The following is a 23,926-nucleotide window of genomic DNA, read 5'->3' as shown; positions in this document are numbered from 1 at the left end:
CCTTGTGCCCCTGCATCATCAGCCCCCGTGCAGCCGCCGATGTGATTGGAATTAAGGCCAGAAAAGAAAAAGCCCCGATTTTCGCAGGGAAAATCGGGGCTTTGACGGGTATCGAATATGGCGGTGAAGGAGGGATTCGAACCCTCGATACAGTTTCCTGTATACACACTTTCCAGGCGTGCTCCTTAAGCCACTCGGACACCTCACCGTATCTCGCTAGACGTTCAGTCTGTCGAGGCGCGCTAATGTAGTCGAAAGTTTTGAGGAAGGCAAAACTTTTTTTCAGATTTTTCATGCGCTTAAGCAGAAAAGCGCAAAGCCCCGGCTTCATTGCAGTGTTCGGGGCTGAGCGAGAGCGGAAGGTTGGCCGAAATCAGGCGCCAAAGCCGCCGTCGATGGTCAGGCTCGCCCCCGTGACGTAGCCGGCTTCCGGGCCCGCGAGGTAAGCGACCATGGCGGCGATTTCTTCTGATGTCCCATAGCGCGGCACCGCCATCAGCCCGAGCAGGGTGTTGGCGAAGTCCGTGTTGGCCGGGTTCATGTCGGTGTCCACCGGGCCTGGCTGCACGTTGTTGACGGTAATGCCGCGGGGGCCCAAGTCGCGGGCCAGGCCTTTGGTCAGACCTACCAAGGCCGATTTAGTCATGGCGTACACGCTGCCCCCAGCGAACGGCATGCGGTCGGCGTTCGTGCTGCCGATATTGATGATGCGACCGCCTTCTTTCATATGACGCGCCGCCTCCTGGCTGGCGATGAACACGCTGCGTACGTTGATGGCCAGCGTCCGGTCGAAATCGTCCAGGCTGAATTCGTCCAGCGGCGCAATTGCCAGGACGCCCGCGTTGTTGACCAGAATGTCCAGGCCACCGAACGCGTCGACCGTCTTGTGCACGGCATCACGAATGTCCTGTTCGTGGGCGCTGTCAGCCTTGATGGCCAAGGCTTTACCGCCGCTGGCAACGACGCTGGCCTGCAATTGGCGTGCTTTTTCTTCGGAACTGACGAAAGTGAAGGCGACCGCAGCGCCTTGTTCGGCCGAACGCTTGACGATGGCCGCGCCAATGCCGCGCGAGCCACCCTGGACAAGAACCGTTTTGCCGCTGAGTGGGGTGGTATGAGTCATGTGGGTCTCCGGTAAGCCGAGCGATGAAGTGGATGAGCGCAGTATCTGTCGCCGATTGGATTCTCGGTAGCGGGCAATCGCTATAGTCTGTGTAAACCAAAAGTTGTGAATCGAGCCGATGGAGAACTTCAGCAGCATCGAATGTTTTGTCCGCAGCGCTGAGGTCGGCAGCTTCGCGGAAGCCGCACGACGCTTGAGTCTTACGCCTGCGGCGGTGGGCAAGAGCGTGGCGCGTCTCGAAGGGCGTCTCGGTGTGCGCCTGTTCCAGCGCAGCACGCGACGCCTGACCCTTACCGAGGCCGGGCAGCGCTTTCTGGATGAGGTGCGCGTCAGTTTTCATACCATTCAGAACGCGGTCGCCAACCTGGCCAGCGCCGAGGGCAGCCCGGCGGGCACACTCAAAGTGAGTGTCGGAACGCTGTTCGGATGCTTGTACGTGGTGCCGCTGCTGGGCGAGTTCTTGCGGCGGTTTCCCGCGATCACGCCGGACTGGCATTTCGATAATCGCCAGGTCGATCTCATCGGCCAAGGATTCGATGCAGCGATAGGTGGCGGCTTCGATCTGCCGCAAGGGGTGGTCGCGCGCAAGCTGGCGCCCGCCCATCGGGTGCTGGTGGCGTCGCCCGCCTGGGTCAGTGGGCACGCCCGCATCCAGCAGCCCGAGGACCTTCGCACCTGCGACGGGATCCTGATTCGCTCGCCCCAGACCGGCCGTGTCCGTCACTGGCCGCTGACCCATCGTCATCAGGCGCAGGCCCCGCTGCAACTGACCGCACGTATGACCCTGAGTGATTCCGAGGCAGCCTGTCGCGCCGCCGTGCAGGGGCTGGGGGTCGCGCTGGTCAGTATGCCGTTCGCGTTGCCTTATTTGCGCAGCGGAGCGCTATTGCGGGTGCTGCCGGACTGGTACGTCGAAGACGGCCACATTTGCATTTACTACAGCGGACACAACATGCTGCCCGGCAAGACCCGGGCGTTCGTCGATTTCATCATCGAGCAGTTCGCCGAGCAGCAATGGGCGCGGCATTTCAGCGCCATTTAGACGGCACCGCCATGCCCGTGTCGATCAGCGGCGCATCATCGCAGGCGCCAGAATCCATCCTCCTTACGAGACCCATCATGCAACTCGACCCCAAGGCCGCGCTGGTCATCATTGATATGCAGCAAGGGATCAACCACCCCAAGTTAGGGCGGCGCAACAATCCCGATGCCGAACGACAGATGCTCGCACTGTTGAAGGCGTGGCGCGACACCGGCCGGACGGTGATCCATGTGCGGCATTTTTCCCGCTCCGAGGACTCGGTGTTCTGGCCCCGGCAAGCGGGTGTGGAGTTCCAGCCCGACTTTCTGCCGCTGGATGGGGAAGGGGAGCTGCACAAGCAGGTGCCGGACGCATTTTGCCACTCGGCGCTGGAGGGCTGGTTGAGAGCGGACGGCATCCGCCAGGTGGTGATCGTCGGGGTGATCACCAACAATTCTGTGGAATCCACGGCAAGGACGGGCGGCAACCTGGGGTTCGAGGTCATCGTTCCCCATGATGCCTGCTACACGTTCGACGGCGCGGATTTTTTCGGGCAACCCCGCAGTGCCGAGGCAATTCATGGGATGTCATTGGCTAATCTGCACGGGGAATACGCGACGGTGGTCTCGACCGCCGATATCGTGAGCGCCATGGCCTCCCTGTAGCCGCTCGGCGACAGCAAAAGCGATCACGCAGCAGTCGCTCACAACCTGAAACGTGCCATCTGTGCCGCCAGGTGTTCGGCCTTCTGGGACAGCTTGAGGCAGTCTTCACGGCAGGCACTGACGTCGCTGGCAGTCGATTGCGCGAGGTCCGCGATGCCCTGCACGTTGCGGTTGATTTCTTCAGTGACCGTGCTTTGCTCCTCAGTGGCGGCCGCAACCTGGTGGTTGCGGTCCGTCAGCTCTTCGACGTGGCCTGCGATCGCGTCCAGTGATTGGCCCGTGCGCCGGCTGGCGTCGACGCCAGTGCCCGTGGCCGCCTGCCCGGCACGCATCGAAGTGACCGCCTGCTCGGCACCGCTTTTAAGCTCGCCCATCATGTGCTGAATTTCCGACGTGGCGGTTTGTGTGCGACCGGCCAGTGTGCGCACCTCGTCGGCGACCACCGCAAAGCCGCGACCCATTTCCCCCGCGCGGGCCGCTTCGATGGCGGCATTGAGGGCCAGCAGGTTGGTTTGCTCGGAAATGCTGCGGATCACGGCGAGCACCTGGTCGATGGTGGAAATCTGCGTGGCCAGATGCTCCACTGCACCGGCCGCGGTTCCAACCCCGTCGGACATGCTCTGAATGTGGCCGATGGACTCACCCACCACGCGTTTGGCGGATACCGCTTCTTGGTGGGTAGTGCGCGAAACGTCGGCAGCAGCGCCGGCGTTACGGGCAATCTCCTGAACAGTGAGCCCCATTTCGTGCACGGCGGTGGCGACCATGTCGGTCATTTGCTGTTGCTTGGCTGCACGCGCCGACGTGCTGTCGACCACCCGAGCCACGTCCACCACGCTGTGGCGCAGTTGCTCGCTGGTCTGCAACACGTCGCCGATCAGCAGGCGCAGGGTCTCGATGAAGCGGTTGAAGCCCCGGGCCAGATCGCCCAGTTCGTTCGCCCGGCTGTCATCAAGGCGCCGAGTGAGATCGCCCTGGCCGCCGCCGATATCCACCAACGCGCTCGTGACGTGTTGGATAGGGCGCACGATGCCGCGTGCGATCCAGCCCACGAACCCGAGGAAACACAGCACCACCGCCAGGCTGATCGCGGAAATGGTGGTGAGGGCTTCTTTGGCCGGGCCGTACACTTCCGCCAGTGGCACTTCGCTGACCAGTGTCCAGCCCAGCGACTCGACCGGCCGGGCGACCGCGACGTAAGCCTGGCCATCGCGTTCGAACTCCAGCGCCTGGCCCTTGCCATCCTGGCTGAGCAGTGTCCGCGCAGCGGCGTCGCCCACGTGCGCGGTCAGTGATTCACGGTCATTGAACTCGGGGTTGGGATGGACTTTGATCTTGCCGTCCGGGCTCACCAGGTAAACCTGCCCCTCTTTGCCGAAGTGGAAATCGCTGATCATGCGCGACAGCGCGCTCATGCTGAAGCCCAAGCCCGCCACGCCCACGACCTTGCCGTCGAACTCGATGCGCTGGTTGATGAACAACGTGGGGATTTTGGTCGTGGCATCGATATCGATATCCAGCGAGCGCCGCTTGTTGCTGCCAAGGAAGCCATAGAACCAGGCGTTCTCGGCCGGTCCTCGCTGCAAGGTGCGGTCTGCGCCTTTGTCGGTGATGTAGTGGCCACTGTCCTTGGCCACGATGAAGGTGGTGAGCGCGTTGTGTTGAGCCTTGATTTTCGCCAGGTAGCGGATGAACGCGGGCTGTTGGGCCGGGTCTTCACCGTTGCCCAGCCAGTCAGCGACCAGGGTGTTGTCGCCAATGTCGCTCGCGGCGGTCAAGGGGGCAGCCAGGAGGTGTTCGAGGTCATTGCGAATGGCTTCGACGCTGGCGGGCATCGCCTGCTGCAGCAGATAGCGGTCGGTCAGGCGGTTCAATGCAAAGGCATAGATACCGATGACAATCAGGCTGCTGGTCACCAGCGCGGCGCCCATGCTCAGGGTCAGTTGCCATTGAATGCTCTTTCGCCAGACAAACATAAGAAAACTCCGCAAATACGCGCGCACAACCACCATGGAACAGTGCCTACTGTCCGGCTGGAGCAATAAGCGGGCCATTAAGTTGATCGGCTGGTCAGGATATCTTCGCGGGTGACCCCAGGGTGCTGGGTTTTGCGAGGCGCAGAGCCCTTCGACGGCAGGTGCGATGGAGCACAGAGGCGCACCTTGTGTACAAAAAATGAGTATTTTTGGAACAATTCTTCCTGCTGTGCCCACAAATGTGGCGAACTGCGATCAAGGCTTGCCCAGAATCTTGCCACCGCCCGCCGCGCCCATTCGATGCACCCACTGGGCACCGTCGAGTCAGGCGTGCTGCATGCCCGCGCGCTTGAGCAGCTTTTTGCAACGCTCCGACAAGTGCACCACACGCAGGTGTTTCCCGGCTTTTTCATAACGCTCGCGAAGCGTCTTCAGGGCGGCGATCGCAGAATAGTCGACGAACCGCAGGTGACGGCAATCGAGGGTCACGTTTTGCGGGTCGTTCAGGTGATCGAACTGGTCGAGAAACGGCGTCGTCGAAGCGAAAAACAGCGTGCCATGCACCTGATACCGTTTGCTGCCGTCGGCTTCGGTGTGGCTGTCTGCGTACAGTTCGCGCGCCTGTTGCCAAGCGAAGTTCAGTGCCGCGATGAGAATACCGAACAGCACCGCGGTGGCCAGGTCGGTCAGTACGGTGACCACGGTCACGGCGATGATGGCCAGCACATCGTTCAACGGGACTTTGCGCAGCACCCGCAGCGACGCCCAGGCGAAGGTCTGCTGGGCCACGACGAACATCACGCCCACCAATGCAGCCAGTGGAATGCGCTCGATCAGCGGCGACAGAAACAGCACGAATATCAGGATCATCAACCCGGCCACGACCCCGGACAAACGCCCCCGGCCGCCTGAGCTGAGGTTGATCACGGTCTGGCCGATCATCGCGCAACCGCCCATGCCACCGCAGAGGCCGGAGGTGATGTTCGCCACTCCCAGCGCCACACATTCGCGGTCCGGGTAGCCGCGGCTTTCGGTGATTTCGTCGGTCAGGTTCAGCGTCAGCAAGGTTTCCAGCAGCCCCACGAGGGCCATCAGCACCGCGTAGGGGGCGATGATGCGCAAGGTCTCCAGGCTCCATGGCACATCAGGCAGCGCAAGACCGGGCAGGCCGCCGGCGATGTGGGCCATGTCACCCAGGGTGCGGGTTGGCAGATCGAGCAGGTACACCAGCAGACCGACGCCCAGTATCGCCACCAGGGCCGGCGGGACCGCGCGGGTGAGGCGGGGCAACACGTACACCACCGCCATGGTCACCGCGACGAGGCCCAGCATCCTGTACAGCGGCGGGCCGGTGAGCCAGTGCTCGCCGGCCTTGAAGTGTTCGAGCTGGGCCATGGCAATCACGATGGCCAGGCCGTTGACGAAGCCGAGCATCACCGGGTAGGGCACCATGCGCACCAGTTTGCCCAGGCGCAAGACCCCAAAGGCAATCATGACCAGCCCGCCCAGCAGAACCGTCGCCAGCAGGTACTGCACACCGTGTTGCACCACCAGTGCGACGATCACCACCGCCATCGAGCCTGCTGCGCCCGATACCATTCCGGGGCGGCCGCCGAACAGGGCTGTCAGGGTGCAAATGACGAACGCGCCGTACAGCCCCATCAGTGGGTTGAGGTGGGCGACCAGGGCGAAGGCGATGCACTCGGGAACCAGGGCGAATGAGGTGGTGAGGCCGGCGAGGATGTCGGCACGCAGACGAGCGGATTTCATGTATGACCTGAAGGGAGAAAGCGCAAAGGGTGGGGATGTTACGGAATATGAGCCGCACCGGCCAGCCAGATTGAACGCTTGGTGAGGGCTTTAGTGAGCGGATTGATCAGGGTTCAGGCCAGCGTGATCGAGTGACGGAGGGACCGCCCAGGTTTTTACAGAGGGATGCAAATGAATTTATCTCAATGTCCAGTCCGCTTCGATTATGCAACGATGCTCGGCTTCGATTGCCACGGCTGACCACAAGGACAGGACTCGGATGCTCACCGCCCTCAGACATTACCCTGCCTCGGTCAACCTCCTGCTGGCCTCGTCGCTGTTCCTGACGCTGGGCAGGGCGATCACCTTGCCTTACCTGGTGATCTATCTGTCGTCCAGTTTCACACTGGGCATCAGTGATATCGGCCTGATGGTCGGCAGTGCCTTGATCGTCGGTTCGCTGCTGAGCCTGTACGGCGGTTACCTCACGGACCGACTGTCCAGCTACAAACTGATCCTCGCGTTCACCGGGTTCTTTTTCGTCGGCTTCGTCGGGATGTGCCTGACCGACAGGCTGTGGCTGTTTTTTCTGTTTCTGGTGTCGTTCAATTTCGCCTATTCGGTGATCGATGTCGTGGTCAAGGCGGCCTTTGGCAAGCTGCTGCCCGTAGCCGAGCAGAGCAAACTGTTCTCGGTGCGCTACACCCTCATCAACATCGGTTACGCGGTCGGCCCATTCATCGGTGCGGGGCTCGCCCACTGGAGCATGAAACTGCCGTTTCTGGTGTCGGCGGCGCTGGGCCTGGGTTATTTCGTTGTCTACGCGATGTACGGTGACCGTCAGTTGAGCTCGGCAGACCCGGCCAACGCGCCCATCTCCTTTCTGGCGGTGGGGCGGATTCTGCTCAAGGATTACCGATTGGTGTGCTTTACCCTGGGGGGCATGCTCAGTGCGGTGGTGTTCGGCCAATTCACGGCTTACCTGTCGCAATACCTGGTCACCACCAGCACGCCGGAATTTACCTATCAAGTCATCAGTTCCGTGGTCGCGGTCAATGCGGCGGTGGTGATCTGCCTCCAGTATGTGGTGGGCAAGCGCATCAGCCACCAGCACCTCAACCAGTGGCTGACCCTGGGCTTCACGTTGTTTCTGATGGGCGTGGTCGGGTTCGCTCTGTCGAGTACGGTGCTGCACTGGTCGTTGGCAGTGGCGATTTTCACTTTGGGCGAGATCATCGTTTTTCCTGCGGAGTACATGTTCATCGACCGCATTGCACCCACGCATTTGCGAGGCATGTATTACGGCGCGCAAAACCTGTCCAACCTCGGCGGTGCGCTGGGGCCGGTGTTATGCGGTTTCGCCCTGGCCGCTCAGCCCCCTGCGTTCATGTTCTCCATGCTGGCGGGTTTCATCGTGGCCGGGGGCTGTTGCTATTTGCTGGGGGCGTCGTATTCCAGGCGTCACGATCAATCTCACACTATGCGGTGATGCGGTTCAATGAGTGCGCTTTCTCCATTGGAGGCCTGGCAGCAGGCCGTGGATACCCAGGGTTTTCAACCGGACGAGGCCCAACGCCAGGCCGCTCGACACTTGCAGCGCTGCTGGGATGCGTTGCATGAAGGCAGGCCCCACGCCGGCGTCAAGGGCGTCTACCTCTGGGGCCCTGTCGGACGCGGCAAGACCTGGCTCATGGATCGGTTTTTCGAAGGTCTGCAGGTGCCTGCCCGGCGCCAGCATTTTCATCATTTCATGCGTTGGGTGCATCAGCGCCTCTTTCAACTGACAGGTATCGCCAAGCCCCTTGAGGTGCTGGCCCACGAACTCGGCCAGGAAGTGAAGGTGCTGTGTTTTGACGAATTGTTCGTCAACGACATTGGCGACGCGGTGATCCTGGGTGGTCTGCTGCGGGCGATGTTCGAAGAAGGCGTGACCCTCGTCTGCACGTCCAACCAGTTGCCCGAGCAGTTGTATGCCACGGGGCATAACCGGGAGCGATTCATTCCGGCGATCACCGCAATCAACGAGCACATGACGGTGGTGTCAGTGGACGGCGGCGAAGATCATCGCCTGCACCCCGGGCAGGCGCAGCAGCGTTACTGGATCACGCCGGAGCGGGGTCCCAGCGCGCTGGTGGAGGTGTTCGAAACGCTGAGCGAAGGCGAATCGGTGTCGATTCAACCGGTGCCGTTGGGCCGCCGCCATCTGGCGGTTGTGCGCTGCAGCAAGACCGTGATCTGGTGCCGTTACAAGGACCTGTGCGAACAGCCGCTGGCCGCCGTGGATTTCATCGATCTGTGCGACCGTTACCGTGCCGTGCTGCTGAGTGAAGTGCCTGCCTTGAGCGCCCGTCAACGGGAAGGCCGCATCGCCCGGGGGACCGAGGATGCCGTCGAACAGGTCGTCGCAGGCGATCGGGAGCTGCCGCAGTTGTCGCCTTACGATGACGGGGTGCGACGCTTCATTGCCTTGGTGGATGAGTGTTACGACCGCAAGGTGCCGCTGTATGTCGAAGCGGCTTTGCCCATGCAGACGCTGTATACGGAAGGTTACCTGGCGTTCGCTTTTCGTCGCACCTTGAGTCGATTGCAGGAAATGCAACTGGCGCGCTTCGGGCGCTGATTGGCGGGGCGGATAAGGCTGAGCGATCGGAGCATGGGCGAATCGAACCCCTCTCAAGACCAAAAAAACCCGCTGCGGTAGCGGGTTTTTTTCGATTCAGCTCAAATATCAGAGTTCTTTGACGGTGCGAACCTGATCTTTGTTGATGCGGGTTTCTTTGCCATCCAGTTGCTTGAATTCGTAGAAACCGGACTCTTCGTCGTACTTCGGCGTGTCCGTTGCCTGGATTTCACGGCCATCGTTAAGCGTGATCACCGTGGGCGAAGAGCAACCGGCGAGGGTGGCCAGGCCAAGTGCGAGCAGGAAGGCTGCAGGAATAGTCCGTTGTTTCATTACTGTGTCTCCGAGGGTAATTCTTTGTGTAGTGACGGTTCTGACGCAGGGGTTGTGCGCAAAGTTCCATGAAACATCGTTCCCGCCCTCAGGGTTTGACCTCGGTCAACACCTGTGGGGAATTGAGGTTGGCCAGGCGTCGGTCACCCGGGTCGCACTGCAACGCGACCGCCCCGAGTTCAGCCATGGTCCGACGCGGGCTGCGCTGGCCTTGTTGCCAGTGCCGTTCGAACACCGCGGCGTGGCAGGTGGGGATGCAACACAGCAGCGGCTCCCACTGCTCACCCTGGCGGACCATCACGGGCTTGCCGGGATGGTCCGCGGCCATGCGGCGCAGGCCGTCGAGCAGGGGGACGTCGAGCAAGGGGGTGTCGCACGGCATGACCAGCAAGTAGTCATGCCGTGCCACGGCCAGCCCCGCGCGAATGCCGGCGTAGGGGCCGGGGAAGTCCGGTTCGTCGTCGTGCACCAAACGGTCGGCCAGGGGCGCATAGCGCTGGCGATTGCGGTTGCAGGAAATGATCAGGTCGTCCGTCAGCGGTCGGGTCAGGCGGTGCAGAGGGTAAATCAGCGGCTCGCCCTGCCATTCGATCAGCCCCTTGTCGCGACCGCCCATGCGCTGCCCTTGGCCGCCCGCGAGCAATAGGATCGAGCAAGGGGGCAGGGTGTCGAACGCGGTCATGGGGGACTCATCAAGCACAGGAAAAGGAGGCCCTGTGATATAACACCGGACTGTTTTCTCGACAACTGGACCTCGCCCATGAAAGCCAAGGCTGACACCCCCTTCGTGTCGCTGAACATTGCCGTGCTCACCGTCAGCGATACGCGAACCTTCGAAACCGATACCTCCGGGCAACTGTTCGTCGATCGCCTGACCGCTGCCGGGCACGGCTTGATCGAGCGTGTGCTGCTCAAGGATGATCTCTACAAAATCCGCGCCCAGGTCGCGACCTGGATCGCCGACGATCAGGTCCAGGTCGTGCTGATTACCGGCGGCACTGGCTTCACCGGTCGCGACAGCACGCCCGAAGCGGTGGCCTGCCTGCTGGACAAACAGGTTGACGGGTTCGGCGAGCTGTTCCGGCAGATTTCCGTGCCGGACATCGGCAGCTCTACCATTCAATCCCGCGCGCTGGCGGGGCTGGCCAACGGTACGCTGGTCTGCTGCCTGCCCGGTTCGACCAATGCCGTGCGCACCGGCTGGGACGGGATTCTGGCCGATCAATTGAACAACAGCTTCCGGCCCTGCAACTTCGTGCCGCATTTGAAAAAGGCGGAGCCATGCGCAACCCGTGGGTGAATGGCGATGAGCAAGCCTGAAATGAGCCGCTTGATGCCGGTCGAAGAGGCCATGGAGCGGTTGATGAACCTGGCCGCCGCAGCGGCGATTACCGAACGCGAAACGGTGACCCTGGCACAGGCTCAGGGCCGCGTCCTCGCCCAGGATCTGGTGTCTACCCTGGACCTGCCGCCCTGGCCAAACAGCGCCATGGACGGTTACGCCTTGCGTGTGGCGGACTGGACGGGTGAGCCGTTACCGGTCAGCCAACGGATTTTCGCTGGCCAGGCGCCCGAGCCTTTGCAGCCGGGCACCTGCGCGAGGATCTTCACCGGCGCACCCGTGCCGGACGGCGCCGACTGCGTCGAAATGCAGGAGAACGCCGAGGTCCTGGCCGATGGGCGTGTGCGTTTGCTGCATGCCTTGCACCGGGATCAGAACATCCGGCCCAAAGGTCAGGAAACCACCGTTGGCGACACCGTCCTGCAGGCGGGCACGGTACTGACGCCCATCGAAATGGGGCTGGCCGCGACCTTGGGCATGAACGAGTTGCCCGTGGTGCGTCGCGCCCGGGTCGCGGTGCTCTCGACCGGCGACGAGTTGATCGAACCAGGTCAGGCACTGGGGCCGGGGCAGATCTACAACAGCAACCGTGTCCTGTTGTGCAGTTGGCTCGCGCGGTTGGGTTGCGAAGTGATCGACGCCGGGATCCTCCCTGACGACCTGGACAAAACCCGTGCAGCATTGGGCGCCTTGGGCGATGTTGACCTGATCCTTTCCACCGGCGGTGTCTCGGTGGGCGAGGCCGATTTTCTCGGCCATGCCCTGCGCGAGGAAGGCGAGATTGCCCTGTGGAAGCTGGCGATCAAGCCGGGCAAACCTCTGACCTTCGGTCACTACCGGGGCGTGCCGGTGATCGGCTTGCCGGGCAATCCGGCCTCGACGCTGGTGACCTTCGCGCTTCTGGCCCGGCCTTACCTGCTGCGCCGTCTGGGGGTGCAACAGGTCAGGCCGTTGTCGTTCAAGGTGCCGTCAGGTTTCGTCTGGTCCAAACCGGGCACGCGCCGGGAGTACTTGCGCGGGCGTCTGGAGCAGGGCCGGGTGGTCGCCTATCGCAACCAGAGTTCGGGCGTGCTGCGCAGTGCCGCGTGGGCCGATGGCCTGATCGAGGTGATCGAGGGCACGACGGTGGCGGAAGGCGATCTGCTGAATTTCATTCCCTTGAGTGAGGTGATGGGCTGACCAGCGGTTGAATCCCGGGGAAAGATCCTGAGCTACCCTCAAAAGCGTGTCATGACAAATGGGCATTGTGCAGTTGCCACGGAGTATTGTTATGCAGCCTTTGCGTGTCGCTTGCGTCATCCCGACCTACAACGGGCGCAGGGAGCTCGAGCGGTTGCTCGATTCCCTGTGGGCCCAGACCGCTGAGTTCGACACCCTGATCGTCGATTCCAGTTCCACGGACGGTACCCTGGAACTGGCGCAGTCCCGCTGCGGCAACGTGACCCGCATCGACCCGAAGGACTTCAACCACGGCGGTACCCGGCAGATGATGGCCGAGACCCACCCCCGCTATGACATCTTCGTGTACCTGACGCAGGACGCCTACCTGGAAGATCCCCGCGCGGTGGAAAACATCCTCGCGCCGTTCGACGACCCGCTGGTCGGCGCGGTCTGCGGTCGGCAACTGCCTCATCTGGACGCCACGGTGCTTGCCCAGCATGCCCGCTGGTTCAACTACCCGCCGGTGTCCCGGATCAAGCGTCTGGAGGACGTGCCGGCGCTGGGGATCAAGACGCCGTTCATGTCCAATTCGTTCGCTGCCTACCGCCGCGATGCGCTGCGGGCGGTGGGCGGTTTTCCCCGGCATGTGATCTTGTCCGAAGACATGTACGTGGCCGCGAAGATGCTCCTGTCCCACTGGAAAGTGGCTTATCAGGGCTCGGCGGTCTGTCGGCACTCCCACAATTACACCCTGCGCGAGGAATTTCGCCGGTACTTCGACATCGGCGTCTTTCAGGCACGCGAGTCATGGATTCACGCCCGGTTCGGCGGAGCCCGTGCCGAGGGTATGCGTTATGTCAAGTCTGAGCTGAACTTCCTCGGCCTGCGGCGCTGGTACCTCTGGCCGGCCTCGTTGCTGCGCAATGGCCTGAAGCTGGTGGCATTCAAACTGGGCAAGGAAGAGGCGCGGCTGTCTCGACCGTTGAAGAAGAAACTTGGCATGTACAAGCGGTTCTGGGACAGCGAAAACGCCTAGTCAACGATGGGCTGAAGGGCTCGTAGGGCGATCACGTGCCCGTCAGGGGACACGCTCGGTCATCGCGGCCATCGCCACCGAGGTGGCGGCGGTGCGGGTTTCGACGCCGAGTTTGATGTAGATGTGCTCCAGGTGTTTGTTCACGGTGCGTGGGCTGAGTTGCAGGATGTCGGCAATGTCTTTGTTGGTTTTTCCGCAGGAGACCCAGCGCAACACTTCGAACTCCCGCTCCGTCAGTTGAAAGCGTGTCGCCAGTCGATCATACGCCGGGGGGTGGTCGAGCCCTATGGGCTGCGCATCGCGCGCCGTTTGCAGGATGCGCGCGGTGCGCAGGTGCGAGGCGACCCGTGCCAAGACCTCCGCACACTGGATGGGCTTGGTCACGTAATCGATAGCGCCCGCTTCGAAACCCTGAACCACATGTTCGCTGTCGGTCAGTGCGGTCATGAACAGCACTGGAATGTTCGCTGTGTCTGGCTGGCGTTTGATCTGGCGGCAGGTCTCGAACCCGTCCAGCCCCGGCATCATCGCATCGAGCAGGATCAGGTCCGGCCGTCGGCGTTGTATGCGGTTCAGCGCACTGGTGCCGTCCAGCGCCACCAGCACCATGTAGCCCGCCTCGTCCAGTGCATCGGACAGCAGGGCCAGGTTGTCCGGGGTGTCGTCGACAATCAGGATCACCCCCGTTTCAGCGCGTGGAGTCAGGGCGTTCATTGAGGGCCTCCTTGAGTTGTAGGCTGAGTTCGTCCAAGCGAAAGCCGGTGGCCAGGGTGCGCAGGTCTGCGACGAAGCGGGCACTTTCCGTGCTGTCTCGCTCAATGGCATCGAGTTTGTGCTGAATGCCACGCATGTACCCCAGACCGCACAGTTCATAGAGTTCTTCGAGGTCCTTTCGGGGCGGCAGATGCCATTCAGACCGGGCGGGTGGGGCGTTGCGCACACGATATTGCCAATGAAGTGTCAGGTGGTGGGCCAGGCGGTCGAGCAGTTGCTGCATGTGCACTGGTTTGGAAAGGTAGTCGTGTTCCATGGAGGGCAAGCCCTGGTCCTTGTCGTCGGCAAAGGTATTGGCATTGGCTGACAGCACGATGACCGGGACCAGGGACAATGCGTTGTGGCGGATCATGCGCAGGGTCTGCCAGCCGTCCATGCCCGGCATCGACAGGTCCATCAGAATCAGATCAGGGTGCTGTAACGACACCTGGCGCACGGCTTCGTGGCCGTTGGCTGCCTCGATGATGTCGAAACCGAGCGGCGAGAGCATGCCGTGAATCACTTTGCGGTGTTCGATGTGGTCGTCGACCACCAGAATCCGTCGACGCTCGCCCTCATAGCCGATCACGTCATGATCCACGTCGATGACCGCCCGCGGCACCCGCACTTCCGACAGGAATAGCCGCACTTGGAAGCGTGTCCCTTCCCCCGGTTGGCTGGTCACCGACAGGGCCCCGCCCATCAAGGCGGTGAGCATGCGGGTGATGGTCAAGCCCAAGCCTACGCCGTTGTCCTGGCGCACGAGACCGCCCCGCTCGAACGGCTGAAAAATCCGCTCGATCTGGTCCGGCGCGATGCCGATGCCGGTGTCAATCACATCGAATATGGCTGTTTCCCGTCGGTAACTGACCCGCAGGCACACCTCGCCCCTGTCGGTGAAGTTCACCGCGTTGCCCAGCAGGTTGATCAGAATCTGTCGCACTCTTTTTTCATCGCCACGCACCACCATTGGCATGCGTCCCACTCGTTCCAGCCGAAACCCTATCCCCTTGTCGCCCGCGGTGCTGACAAACATCTGTTCCAGGTCGCTGAGGAATTCCTGCAAGAGAATTTCCGACGGTTCGAGCCGCAGCTTTCCGGCCTCGATCTTGGCGACGTCCAGCAGACCGTCGATCAACGACAGCAGGTGCGAACTGCTGCGGAGAATGGTCGCCAGAGCGGCTTGTTGCTGCGACGGGGTGGCAGGGTCGCGTTGCAGAATTTGGGTGAAGCCCAGGATGCTGTTGAGCGGCGTGCGCAGCTCGTGGGACAGTCCGGTCACATAACGGCTTTTGGCCGCGTTGGCGGCTTCCGAAGCTTCCTTCGCTTCCTGCAGCGCCTGGTCGGTCTTGTCGTGGGCATCGATTTCCTGAATCAACAGCTGTGTCTGGCGTTCCGACTCCTCCAGAGCCACGCGACGGCTTTCTCGGGTCAGCACCACCCACCAGGCGAGGATGCCGGCGAACACGCAGAAAGTCAGGAAGGCCTTGAGAAAGGCCAGCCGCAAGGTGTGATACGCCTGCAATGACTGATCGATCAGGCCGTGCGCCACTTGCCCGTAAATCAGCGCCAGGGCGCCGGACAGTCCCAGAACCAGGATCGCGAGCAAGCCCAGGTACTGCGCCAGCCGGGTATGCAGGTAGCGGCGAGGCAGGCGAGGCAGGAGATGGCTGACCAGATCCTCGAACTGCATGGAGAGCCGTGTGCGTTTCTTGCACTGATCGCCACACCGCGCATCCAGCGAACAGCACAGCGAGCAAATCGGCGAGCCGTAAGCCGGGCACCATGCCATGTCCGGCGTTTCGAAGGCGTTGCTGCACAAACCGCAACGCAGCGTGGGCTGCGGCCCCTGCGGGTGGAGCAGGGCGGCAGTGCTGCTGCGGGCGATGTAGTAACGGCCTTGGGTTCGCCAGGCGATCAACGGCGAGATGATCAGCGCGACGGCCAGTGAAACCAGCGGCGGCGCGGCCTGCGCCAGTTCCCCGAATGCTCCGAAGTGGGCACAGAACGCAACCAGCGAGGCGATGGTCATTGCACCCACCCCAACCGGGTTGATGTCGTACAGGTGCGCTCGCTTGAACTCGATATGCCTTGGCGACCAGCCCATCGGTTTGTTGATCACCAAATCCGCCACCAGTGAGCCAATCCAGGCGATGGCCACATTGGCGTAAAGGCCCAGTACCTGCTCGATGGCGTCGAAGACCCCCAGTTCCATGAGGATCAGCGCAATGATCACATTAAATACCAACCAGACGACCCGCCCGGGATGGCTGTGTGTCACCCGCGCGAAAAAGTTGGACCAGGCCAGCGACCCGGCATAGGCGTTGGTCAGGTTGATCTTGATCTGGGAAATGATCACGAACAGCGTCATGGCCGCCAGCGCCCACTCCGGCGAGCTGAGCACGTAGCGAAATGCGACCAGGTACATCTGCGTTGGCTCGGCAGCGCGCTCGATGGGCACCTCATGCTGCAACGCGAGAAAGGCCAGGAAAGCCCCGGCCAGAATTTTCAGCGCGCCGGGGATGATCCAACCCGGCCCGGCCATCAGCAGCGCAACCCACCAACGCGTGCGGTTGGCGAGGGTCTTTTCGGGCAGGAAACGCAAGTAGTCGACCTGCTCGCCGATCTGGGTCACCAGTGACAGTGCCACACTGAACGCCGCACCAAATAACAGCAGGTTGAATGTGCCCCCTTCGCCCTCCCGACCGGAAAAGCTGGTGAGATCGCTCAATGCGTCGGGGTTTTTCCAGATCACGAAAACGTAGGGCACCAGCAACAGTGTCAGCCACAGCGGTTGTGACCACATTTGCAATCGGCTGATCAGGGTGATGCCGTAGGCCACCAGCGGGATGATGATCACCGAACAGACCACATAGGCCAAGGCCAGGGGAATGCGGAAGTACAGCTCCAGGGCCAACGCCATGATCGCCGCTTCCAGGGCGAAGAACAGGAAGGTGAAACTGGCGTAGATCAAGGAGGTGATGGTCGAGCCGATGTAGCCGAAACCGGCGCCGCGAGTCAGCAGGTCCATGTCCACGCCGTAGCGCGCGGCGTAATAGCTGATGGGCAGGCCGGTCAAAAAGATCACCAGCGCCGTGGCCAGGATTGCCCACAGCGTATTGGTGAAGCCGTAGCTCATCACCAGCGCCCCCCCGATGGCTTCCAGCGCGAGAAACGACACGGCGCCGACCGCGGTATTGGCGATCCGGAACTCCGACCATTTGCGGAACGACTTGGGTGTGAACCGCAGAGCATAGTCTTCCATCGTCTCATCGGCGACCAGGCTGTTGTAGTCGCGGCGGACCTTGATGATGCGTTGTGAGCCAGAGGGTCGCACAGTCGATTCTTCCAGAGAGGTGAGGGGTGAAACCTGTCGTCCCGAGACCGAGCCGTCGTCCTCTGAACACACTGTGTCGGCAGCGGCGTGCTCGCGAAAGCGCTCATGCCAGCCGACCCCAACTCCGAGCCCGGCGCGACGGCTGAAGGTATTGGCGAGCAAGTTCCATGCCTCGCCACTCGCACGGGCGCAAGCATGCCGCCAAATGGCAATTCTGGCGCTACGTCAAATGACGTATGCCACTACGTCAAGCTGCGTATACCGCCAAACCCTCCCGGACTTCATGCTCGTTCCAGCTCGCGATGAGGCGCCGTTCAGAGCGCCGCCGAGACCCACGACCCACACAGGAGCCGGAACCATGGAATCACCACAGACCCACTTGAAACGCTTGCTCCCTCGACGACTGACCCTGGGCGCGGCTGCGCTGTCGCTGATCGCCGCCAGCGTGTTCAGCCAGATGGCCATGGCCGATGACGCTAACAGCACCGGGCTGGCCGTGACGCCGACGGAAGTCACCGTCGGTCAACTGCACTCGGCCACTGGGACCATGGCCATTTCCGAGACCGGTTCGATTCAGGCCGAGCGTCTGGCCATCGACCAGATCAATGCCTCGGGCGGGATTCTCGGACGGCAGATCAAGGTAATTCAGGAAGACGGCGCCTCCGACTGGCCGACCTTCGCCGAGAAGGCCAGGAAGCTTTTGGTCGGGGACAAAGTGGCGGCCGTGTTCGGCTGCTGGACCTCCGCCTCGCGCAAGGCGGTATTGCCAGTGTTTGAGAAAGAAAACGGCCTGCTCTACTACCCCACCTTCTATGAAGGGCTGGAGCAGTCCAAGAACGTGATCTACACCGGCCAGGAAGCCACGCAGCAGATCCTCGCCAGCCTGGACTGGATCGCCAAAGAGAAGGGTGCCAAGACGTTCTACCTGATTGGCTCGGACTACATCTGGCCGCGGACCTCGATGAAAATCGCGCGCAAACATATCGAAAATGTGCTCCATGGCACGGTGGTTGGCGAGGACTACTACCCGCTGGGAAACACCCAGTTCGGCTCGCTGATCAACAAGGTCAAGCTGAAAAAGCCTGATGTGGTGTTTGCCGCCGTGGTGGGTGGCTCCAACGTCGCGTTCTACAAACAACTGAAGGCGGCAGGCGTCACGGCGGCCAAGCAGAACCTGCTGACGCTGTCGGTCACCGAAGACGAACTGCTCGGCATTGGCGGCGAAAACATGGAAGGGTTCTACGCCTCGATGAAGTACTTCCAAAGCCTGGATAACCCCAACAACAAAGCCTTCGTCGATGCCTTCAAAGCCAAGTATGGCAAGGACGCGGTGATGGGTGACGTGACCCAGGCCGCCTACCTCGGCCCTTGGTTATGGAAAGCTGCCGTCGAAAAAGCGGGCAGTTTCGATGTGGACAAAGTGGTCGCAGCATCGCCTGGCATCGAGTTGAAAACCGCGCCGGAAGGCTACGTGAAAGTCCACGAGAACCATCACCTCTGGAGCAAGACCCGGATCGGGGAAGCGCAGGCCAACGGCCAGTTCAAGGTGATCTACGAGTCGGATTTGATCGAGCCGAACCCGTTTCCGAAGGGTTATCAGTAACCGATTCGCTGAGACCGGTAGGCGCGCACTTGCCCGCGGTGAGGGTGGTCAATCCAGAACATCTCGATCGCTTGTCCGCGCCATTCGCGCGCAGGCGCGCGCCGACTACGTTCACCGATGCTGATCGTCGATCGTTTCTACGTCACTTCTTCTGAGGACACCACCATGCAATGGCTATCTGAGTTTGGTGCCATCGCTGCCATGCAGGGGTTCAACGGCTTGTCCGTGTTCTGCGTGTTGCTGCTCATGGCCCTGGGGCTGGCAATCATCTTCGGCCAGATGGGGGTGATCAACATGGCCCACGGGGAGTTCCTCACCCTGGGTGCCTACACCACGTACATGCTCTCGACCCTGGTGCAAAACCATCTGCCGTCGATGCAGCCGTACTACTTTTTCTTTGCCATCGCCTTGTCCTTCGTGGTGGCTGGCGCCATCGGCTGGGCGGTGGAGAGGGTGATGATCAGCCGTCTGTACCATCGACCGCTGGACACCCTGCTCGCCACCTGGGGCCTGTCACTGGTGATGCAACAGGCGTTTCGCTCGATCTTCGGCGCCCGTGAAGTCAGTGCCAACCCGCCGGAGTGGTTGATGGGCGCGGTGAACCTGACCGACGCCATCGAGATTCCCAAAAACGGCCTGTTCGTGATGGCACTCACGGCGTTGTTGACCGGCGGCATTTTTCTGATGCTTTACCGCACACGCTGGGGTCTGCAGGTGCGGGCGACGGTGCAAAACCGGGTGATGAGCCGCGCCGTCGGTATCAACACCCGTCAAGTCGACCGCATGACGTTCGCCCTCGGGTGCGGGGTCGCCGGGGTCGCGGGCGCGGCCTTCACGACCATTGGCTCCACCGGACCCACGGCGGGCTCGCTGTACATCGTCGACACCTTTCTCACGGTGGTCTTCGGCGGCGCCCAAAGCTTGCTCGGCACCATAGCGTCGGCCTTCGCCATTGCCCAGACGCAGTCGGTCTCGGAATTCTTCATGAGCGGTTCAATGGCCAAGGTGCTGACCCTTTCGACCGTGATCCTCATCCTGTTGATGCGCCCGCAAGGGCTGTTCTCCAGCAAAGTTCGCAAATAGAGGCGCACAGATGAACGCTATAGACAGACTCATGGGCGGACGGCAAGGGGTGATCGGCCTGCTGATCCTGGCCGCGCTGATACTGCTGGTGTTTCCACTCACGCTGGACGCCTTTCGCCTGAACATGGTCGGCAAATACCTGACCTACGCCTTCGTCGCCGTCGGGCTGGTGTTGTGCTGGGGCTACGGCGGGATTCTCAGCCTGGGGCAGGGTGTGTTCTTCGGTTTGGGTGGGTACTGCATGGCCATGTTCCTCAAACTGGAAGCCAGTGACCCGGAGAGTACGAAAATCCAGTCTACGCCGGGCATACCGGATTTCATGGACTGGAATCAGATCACCGAACTGCCCGCATTCTGGATGCCCTTTCACAGTTTCGGTTTCACGGTGGTTGCGGTGGTGGCGGTACCGGTGATCCTTGCGCTGGTGATCGGCGCGGCGCTTTTCAAACGTCGCGTGGGGGATGTGTACTTTTCCATCGTCACCCAGGCCATCGCGCTGATTCTCACTGTCTTGATCATCGGTCAGCAGGGCCTGACGGGCGGGGTCAACGGCATTACCGATCTCAAGACCCTCATGGGGTGGGACATCCGTGGCGACGGCGCAAGGCTCGCGTTGTATTTCATCAACGCCGCATTGCTGCTCGGCTGCATCCTGATCGGTAAGTTCATCCTCGCTTCCAAGCTCGGCCGCTTGCTGATGGCCATGCGCGACAAGGAGGAGCGTGTGCGTTTCTCCGGTTACGACGTGGCCAGCTTCAAGGTCTTCGTGTACTGCGTTGCCGCCGGGTTTTCCGCCGTCGGCGGGGCGATGTTCGCCTTGCAGGTGGGGTTTATGTCGCCGTCGTTCGTCGGCATCGTGCCGTCCATCGAGATGGTGATCTTCGCCGCGGTCGGCGGCCGCATGTCGCTGCTCGGCGCGGTGTACGGCTCGTTGCTGGTGAATTACGGCAAGACCTATTTCTCTGAATCCTTCCCTGAACTGTGGCTGTACCTGATGGGCGGCTTGTTCATTGCCGTGGTCATGTACTTCCCCAACGGGCTGGCCGGGTTATGGGAAAGCCACGGACGCAAATGGTTGGCACGACTGAAGGGTAAACCCGCGCTGCCTGCCGCCCCTGCACCTGCAAAACCGGCTGCTGTAACCGGCGCCAAATCCGTCAACAGTTCCCTGGAGACCCAACCATGACCACGGCCAGTGGCTTTCAGATGCCCAAACCGGTGCTGGCAGTCGAGGGGCTGACGGTGTCTTTCGACGGCTTCAAGGCGGTAGACGACCTGAACCTGTACATCGACCGTAACGAGGTGCGGGTGGTCATCGGCCCCAATGGTGCAGGCAAGACCACGGTCCTCGATTTGATCTGCGGCAAGACCCGCGCTACCGGCGGCAGCATTCAGTTCAAGGACCGTGAGCTGACCCGGATGAACGAGTACGACATCGTTCGCGCCGGGGTTGGGCGCAAATTCCAGACGCCGTCGATTTACGACAACCTGAGCGTGTTCGAAAACCTGGAAATGTCCTTCCCCAAAGGGCGCAGCGTGTTCGGTGCGCTGTTTTTCCAGCGAAGCCAGACTGTGGTCGATCGGGTCCACGAGGTGGCAAAGGACATCTTCCTCGCCGATCTGTTGCAGCAGCAGGCCGGCTTGTTGTCCCACGGCCAGAAGCAGTGGCTGGAGATCGGCATGTTGCTCATGCAAGACCCTGAACTATTGATGCTCGACGAGCCGGTGGCGGGCATGAGCGTCAGCGAGCGCGCGCAGACCGCCGAATTGCTTAACCGCATCAGCCAGGGCCGCTCGGTGCTGGTAATCGAGCATGACATGGAGTTCGTCAAGAGCATCGCGCACAAAGTCACGGTGCTGCATCAGGGCAAGGTGCTGGCCGAGGGCAGCATGGAGTCGGTGCAGAGCAACCCGAAAGTCATCGAAGTCTATCTCGGCCATTGAGGAGCGCAGCATGTTCACCATCCATCAACTGGCGTGCGGCTATGGCCAGAGCCAGATACTTCACGACCTCGATATGGCCGTGCAGAAGCAGGAAATCGTCGCCGTCATGGGCCGCAACGGCATGGGCAAGACCACTCTGTTCAAGAGTCTGATGGGCATCCTCCCGCAGTGGCGCGGCCAGGTGCAGGTCGAAGGGATCGACGTCTCGGCCATGGAGACCCATGCCAGGGTGGAGCACGGCATGGCGTACGTGCCTCAGGGGCGGATGATTTTTCCCTCCATGACGGTGCTGGAAAACATTCAGACCGGCCTGCCCGCGTCGGCCAGAGGCAAGGTGTCTGAAGACCTCTACGCCTTGTTTCCGGTGCTGTTCGACATGCGCAACCGGCGCGGCGGCAACTTGTCCGGTGGGCAGCAGCAGCAACTGGCAATCGCCCGAGCGCTGGCGACCAACCCCAAAGTGCTGTTGCTTGACGAGCCTACCGAAGGCATTCAGCCGTCGATCATCAAGGACATCGCCCGCACCCTCAAAGAGATCCGCAACCTGCGCAACCTGACCATCGTGGTATCGGAACAGGTGCTGTCCTTCACCCTGGAAATCGCCGACCGGTTTCTGGTGATCGAAAAGGGCCGGTTCGTGATCGAGGAGACGCGGGCCAATGTCGATGAGGCAACGATCAGTCGTTATCTCTCGGTTTAACCCCATTCGAGATCTGCAGTGTTTGTTCGATTGCATTGCTGGCCAGCGTACCTGCGGAAGAGCTCGAACCTGCAGGCGCGCGCTTGCCCGCCAAGTGGCCAGTGCATCCACCCAGAACCATCCGTTGACCCAGGAACCCCAGGAGAACACCCATGACCGAAGTTTTGATCAAAGTCGATCTCAACCAGCCCGCTACCGAAAACGAGCAGATCCACAACCGCTGGCACCCAGACCTTCCGATGGCCTGTTGGGTCAAGCCGGGGGAGGATTTCATTCTTGAAACCTACGACTGGACCGCCGGAGCGATCAAGAACGACGATGACGCCAGCGACGTGCGGGATGTCGATCTGTCCACCGTGCATTACCTCTCCGGTCCGGTCGGGGTGCATGGCGCAGAGCCCGGTGACCTGTTGGTGGTCGACCTGTTGGACATCGGTGCCCGGGCCGATTCGCAATGGGGCTTCAATGGGTTCTTCTCGAAGCAGAACGGCGGCGGCTTCCTCACCGATCATTTCCCGATGGCGCAAAAGGCGATCTGGGATTTCAAAGGCATGATGACCCGCTCGCGGCACATTCCTGGCGTCGAATTCGCCGGTCTTATTCATCCCGGCCTGATCGGCTGCCTGCCTGATCACAAGATGCTCGCCGAATGGAACCGTCGCGAGCAGGAACTGATCGACACCGAGCCGGGCCGTGTCCCGCCGTTGGCAAATCCACCCCACGCCAAGACTGCGCACATGGGCAAACTCAAAGGCCCTGCGCGGGACATGGCCGCTGCCACCGGCGCCCGCACCGTGCCGCCGCGCGAGCATGGCGGCAACTGCGACATCAAGGATCTGTCCCGCGGTTCGAAGGTGTTCTTCCCCGTATACGTCGACGGGGCCGGGCTGTCAGTGGGCGATCTGCATTTCAGTCAGGGCGATGGTGAGATCACCTTTTGTGGTGCGATCGAAATGGCCGGTTGGGTGCACATGCGCGTCGAGTTGATCAAGGGGGGCATGGTCAAGTACGGAATCAAGAACCCGGTATTCAAACCCAGCCCCATCGTGCCGACGTACAACAAGTACCTGATCTTCGAGGGCATTTCGGTGGACGAGGCCGGACAGCAACACTACCTGGACGTCAATGTGGCCTATCGTCAGGCGTGCCTGAATGCGATCAATTACATGACCAAATTCGGCTACTCGCCTGCGCAGGGGTATGCCTTGCTCGGCTCGGCGCCGGTGCAGGGGCATATCAGTGGCGTGGTGGACATCCCTAACGCCTGCGCCACGCTGTGGCTGCCGACTGAGATCTTCGGGTTCGACATTAACCCGAGCGCAAGCGGGCCGACCCAATTCATCGATGGCAGTGTCGACCTGCCCATTGCGCCGGACAAGTAACGCCGGGTCGACCCCGCAGATCGAACGCGCCCATGCTCCGCGTGATAAAGACCCGAACGCTCCGTGTGCATTGCCGGGGCTGATGCCCAGCGTCACGG

The 23,926-nt window shown here is 61.5% G+C and carries 20 protein-coding genes and 1 tRNA gene; 13 read left to right on the top strand and 8 right to left on the bottom strand.

Annotated features, from left to right (window positions below; genetic code table 11):
* Window positions 1-118 precede the first annotated feature (118 nt).
* Together DBP26_RS17075 and DBP26_RS17070 are read right to left on the bottom strand one after the other, a co-directional pair.
* Window positions 119-208, bottom strand: a tRNA-Ser gene (locus tag DBP26_RS17075).
* A 165-nt stretch (window positions 209-373) separates the two neighbouring features.
* Window positions 374-1,123 (bottom strand): 3-oxoacyl-ACP reductase family protein, encoded by a 750-nt coding sequence (locus DBP26_RS17070; RefSeq protein ID WP_108238691.1) that lies wholly within the window; start codon window positions 1,121-1,123, stop codon window positions 374-376.
* A 118-nt stretch (window positions 1,124-1,241) separates the two neighbouring features.
* On the opposite strand from DBP26_RS17070, the gene DBP26_RS17065 reads away from it, so the two are divergent.
* Complete coding sequence (locus tag DBP26_RS17065; protein ID WP_108238690.1) at window positions 1,242-2,165, top strand: LysR family transcriptional regulator; 924 nt, start codon at window positions 1,242-1,244, stop codon at window positions 2,163-2,165.
* 77 nt (window positions 2,166-2,242) lie between these two features.
* Window positions 2,243-2,809 (top strand): cysteine hydrolase family protein, encoded by a 567-nt coding sequence (locus tag DBP26_RS17060; protein WP_108238689.1) that lies wholly within the window; start codon window positions 2,243-2,245, stop codon window positions 2,807-2,809.
* 38 nt (window positions 2,810-2,847) lie between these two features.
* On the opposite strand, the gene DBP26_RS17055 is transcribed toward DBP26_RS17060, so the two are convergent.
* Together DBP26_RS17055 and DBP26_RS17050 are read right to left on the bottom strand one after the other, a co-directional pair.
* The gene (locus DBP26_RS17055) at window positions 2,848-4,785 is read right to left on the bottom strand and encodes a methyl-accepting chemotaxis protein (RefSeq protein WP_108238688.1); all 1,938 of its coding nucleotides are present in this window, start codon (window positions 4,783-4,785) and stop codon (window positions 2,848-2,850) included.
* A gap of 324 nt (window positions 4,786-5,109) precedes the next feature.
* Window positions 5,110-6,555 (bottom strand): SulP family inorganic anion transporter, encoded by a 1,446-nt coding sequence (locus tag DBP26_RS17050; protein ID WP_108238687.1) that lies wholly within the window; start codon window positions 6,553-6,555, stop codon window positions 5,110-5,112.
* Window positions 6,556-6,814: 259 nt separating this feature from the next.
* On the opposite strand from DBP26_RS17050, the gene DBP26_RS17045 reads away from it, so the two are divergent.
* Window positions 6,815-8,023 (top strand): MFS transporter, encoded by a 1,209-nt coding sequence (locus DBP26_RS17045; protein WP_108238686.1) that lies wholly within the window; start codon window positions 6,815-6,817, stop codon window positions 8,021-8,023.
* Between the two features lie 9 nt (window positions 8,024-8,032).
* Window positions 8,033-9,154 carry a cell division protein ZapE gene (gene zapE, locus DBP26_RS17040; protein WP_108238685.1) on the top strand — a complete coding sequence of 374 codons (1,122 nt, stop codon included), beginning with the start codon at window positions 8,033-8,035 and terminating at the stop codon, window positions 9,152-9,154.
* 108 nt (window positions 9,155-9,262) lie between these two features.
* On the opposite strand, the gene DBP26_RS17035 is transcribed toward zapE, so the two are convergent.
* Complete coding sequence (locus DBP26_RS17035; protein WP_108238684.1) at window positions 9,263-9,487, bottom strand: YgdI/YgdR family lipoprotein; 225 nt, start codon at window positions 9,485-9,487, stop codon at window positions 9,263-9,265.
* 88 nt (window positions 9,488-9,575) lie between these two features.
* Window positions 9,576-10,169, bottom strand: coding sequence for a molybdenum cofactor guanylyltransferase MobA (gene mobA, locus DBP26_RS17030; protein WP_108238683.1), 594 nt, complete (start codon window positions 10,167-10,169; stop codon window positions 9,576-9,578).
* Between the two features lie 78 nt (window positions 10,170-10,247).
* Here mobA and moaB point away from each other — a divergent pair, with 78 nt between their 5' ends.
* The 3 genes from moaB (at window position 10,248) to DBP26_RS17015 (ending at window position 13,026) form a co-directional block, all read left to right on the top strand.
* The gene (gene moaB / locus DBP26_RS17025) at window positions 10,248-10,787 is read left to right on the top strand and encodes a molybdenum cofactor biosynthesis protein B (protein ID WP_108238682.1); all 540 of its coding nucleotides are present in this window, start codon (window positions 10,248-10,250) and stop codon (window positions 10,785-10,787) included.
* Between the two features lie 6 nt (window positions 10,788-10,793).
* On the top strand, window positions 10,794-12,008 hold the full coding sequence (gene glp, locus DBP26_RS17020; RefSeq protein WP_177411072.1) for a gephyrin-like molybdotransferase Glp: 1,215 nt from the start codon (window positions 10,794-10,796) through the stop codon (window positions 12,006-12,008).
* A gap of 91 nt (window positions 12,009-12,099) precedes the next feature.
* Window positions 12,100-13,026 (top strand): glycosyltransferase family 2 protein, encoded by a 927-nt coding sequence (locus DBP26_RS17015; RefSeq protein WP_108238681.1) that lies wholly within the window; start codon window positions 12,100-12,102, stop codon window positions 13,024-13,026.
* A 42-nt stretch (window positions 13,027-13,068) separates the two neighbouring features.
* Here DBP26_RS17015 and DBP26_RS17010 read toward each other — a convergent pair whose 3' ends face one another.
* Window positions 13,069-13,740: a response regulator gene (locus DBP26_RS17010; RefSeq protein ID WP_108238680.1), complete on the bottom strand. Its 672-nt coding sequence runs from the start codon at window positions 13,738-13,740 to the stop codon at window positions 13,069-13,071.
* A complete protein-coding gene (locus tag DBP26_RS17005) occupies window positions 13,715-17,116 on the bottom strand; it encodes an ATP-binding protein (protein ID WP_177411076.1) in 3,402 nt (1,133 codons plus the stop codon). The genes DBP26_RS17010 and DBP26_RS17005 overlap by 26 nt, the downstream gene beginning before the upstream one ends.
* 358 nt (window positions 17,117-17,474) lie before the next feature.
* On the opposite strand from DBP26_RS17005, the gene urtA reads away from it, so the two are divergent.
* The 6 genes from urtA (at window position 17,475) to fmdA (ending at window position 23,828) form a co-directional block, all read left to right on the top strand.
* Window positions 17,475-18,719, top strand: coding sequence for an urea ABC transporter substrate-binding protein (gene urtA / locus DBP26_RS17000; RefSeq protein ID WP_108238679.1), 1,245 nt, complete (start codon window positions 17,475-17,477; stop codon window positions 18,717-18,719).
* 165 nt (window positions 18,720-18,884) lie between these two features.
* Window positions 18,885-19,802 carry an urea ABC transporter permease subunit UrtB gene (gene urtB, locus DBP26_RS16995; RefSeq protein ID WP_177411071.1) on the top strand — a complete coding sequence of 306 codons (918 nt, stop codon included), beginning with the start codon at window positions 18,885-18,887 and terminating at the stop codon, window positions 19,800-19,802.
* Window positions 19,803-19,812: 10 nt separating this feature from the next.
* Window positions 19,813-20,988 carry an urea ABC transporter permease subunit UrtC gene (gene urtC, locus DBP26_RS16990; protein ID WP_108238678.1) on the top strand — a complete coding sequence of 392 codons (1,176 nt, stop codon included), beginning with the start codon at window positions 19,813-19,815 and terminating at the stop codon, window positions 20,986-20,988.
* A complete protein-coding gene (gene urtD, locus DBP26_RS16985) occupies window positions 20,985-21,746 on the top strand; it encodes an urea ABC transporter ATP-binding protein UrtD (protein ID WP_108238677.1) in 762 nt (253 codons plus the stop codon). Before urtC ends, urtD begins: the two co-directional genes overlap by 4 nt.
* Window positions 21,747-21,756: 10 nt before the next feature.
* On the top strand, window positions 21,757-22,446 hold the full coding sequence (urtE, locus tag DBP26_RS16980) for an urea ABC transporter ATP-binding subunit UrtE (RefSeq protein ID WP_108238676.1): 690 nt from the start codon (window positions 21,757-21,759) through the stop codon (window positions 22,444-22,446).
* A 152-nt stretch (window positions 22,447-22,598) separates the two neighbouring features.
* Window positions 22,599-23,828: a formamidase gene (fmdA, locus tag DBP26_RS16975; RefSeq protein ID WP_108238675.1), complete on the top strand. Its 1,230-nt coding sequence runs from the start codon at window positions 22,599-22,601 to the stop codon at window positions 23,826-23,828.
* The last annotated feature ends 98 nt before the right edge of the window (window positions 23,829-23,926 follow it).

It is taken from the genome of Pseudomonas sp. RIT409, from assembly GCF_003052515.2.
Lineage (GTDB): Bacteria > Pseudomonadota > Gammaproteobacteria > Pseudomonadales > Pseudomonadaceae > Aquipseudomonas.
The sequence above is the reverse complement of the archived record's forward strand: the minus strand, read 5'-3'. Positions and strand labels throughout refer to the sequence as shown.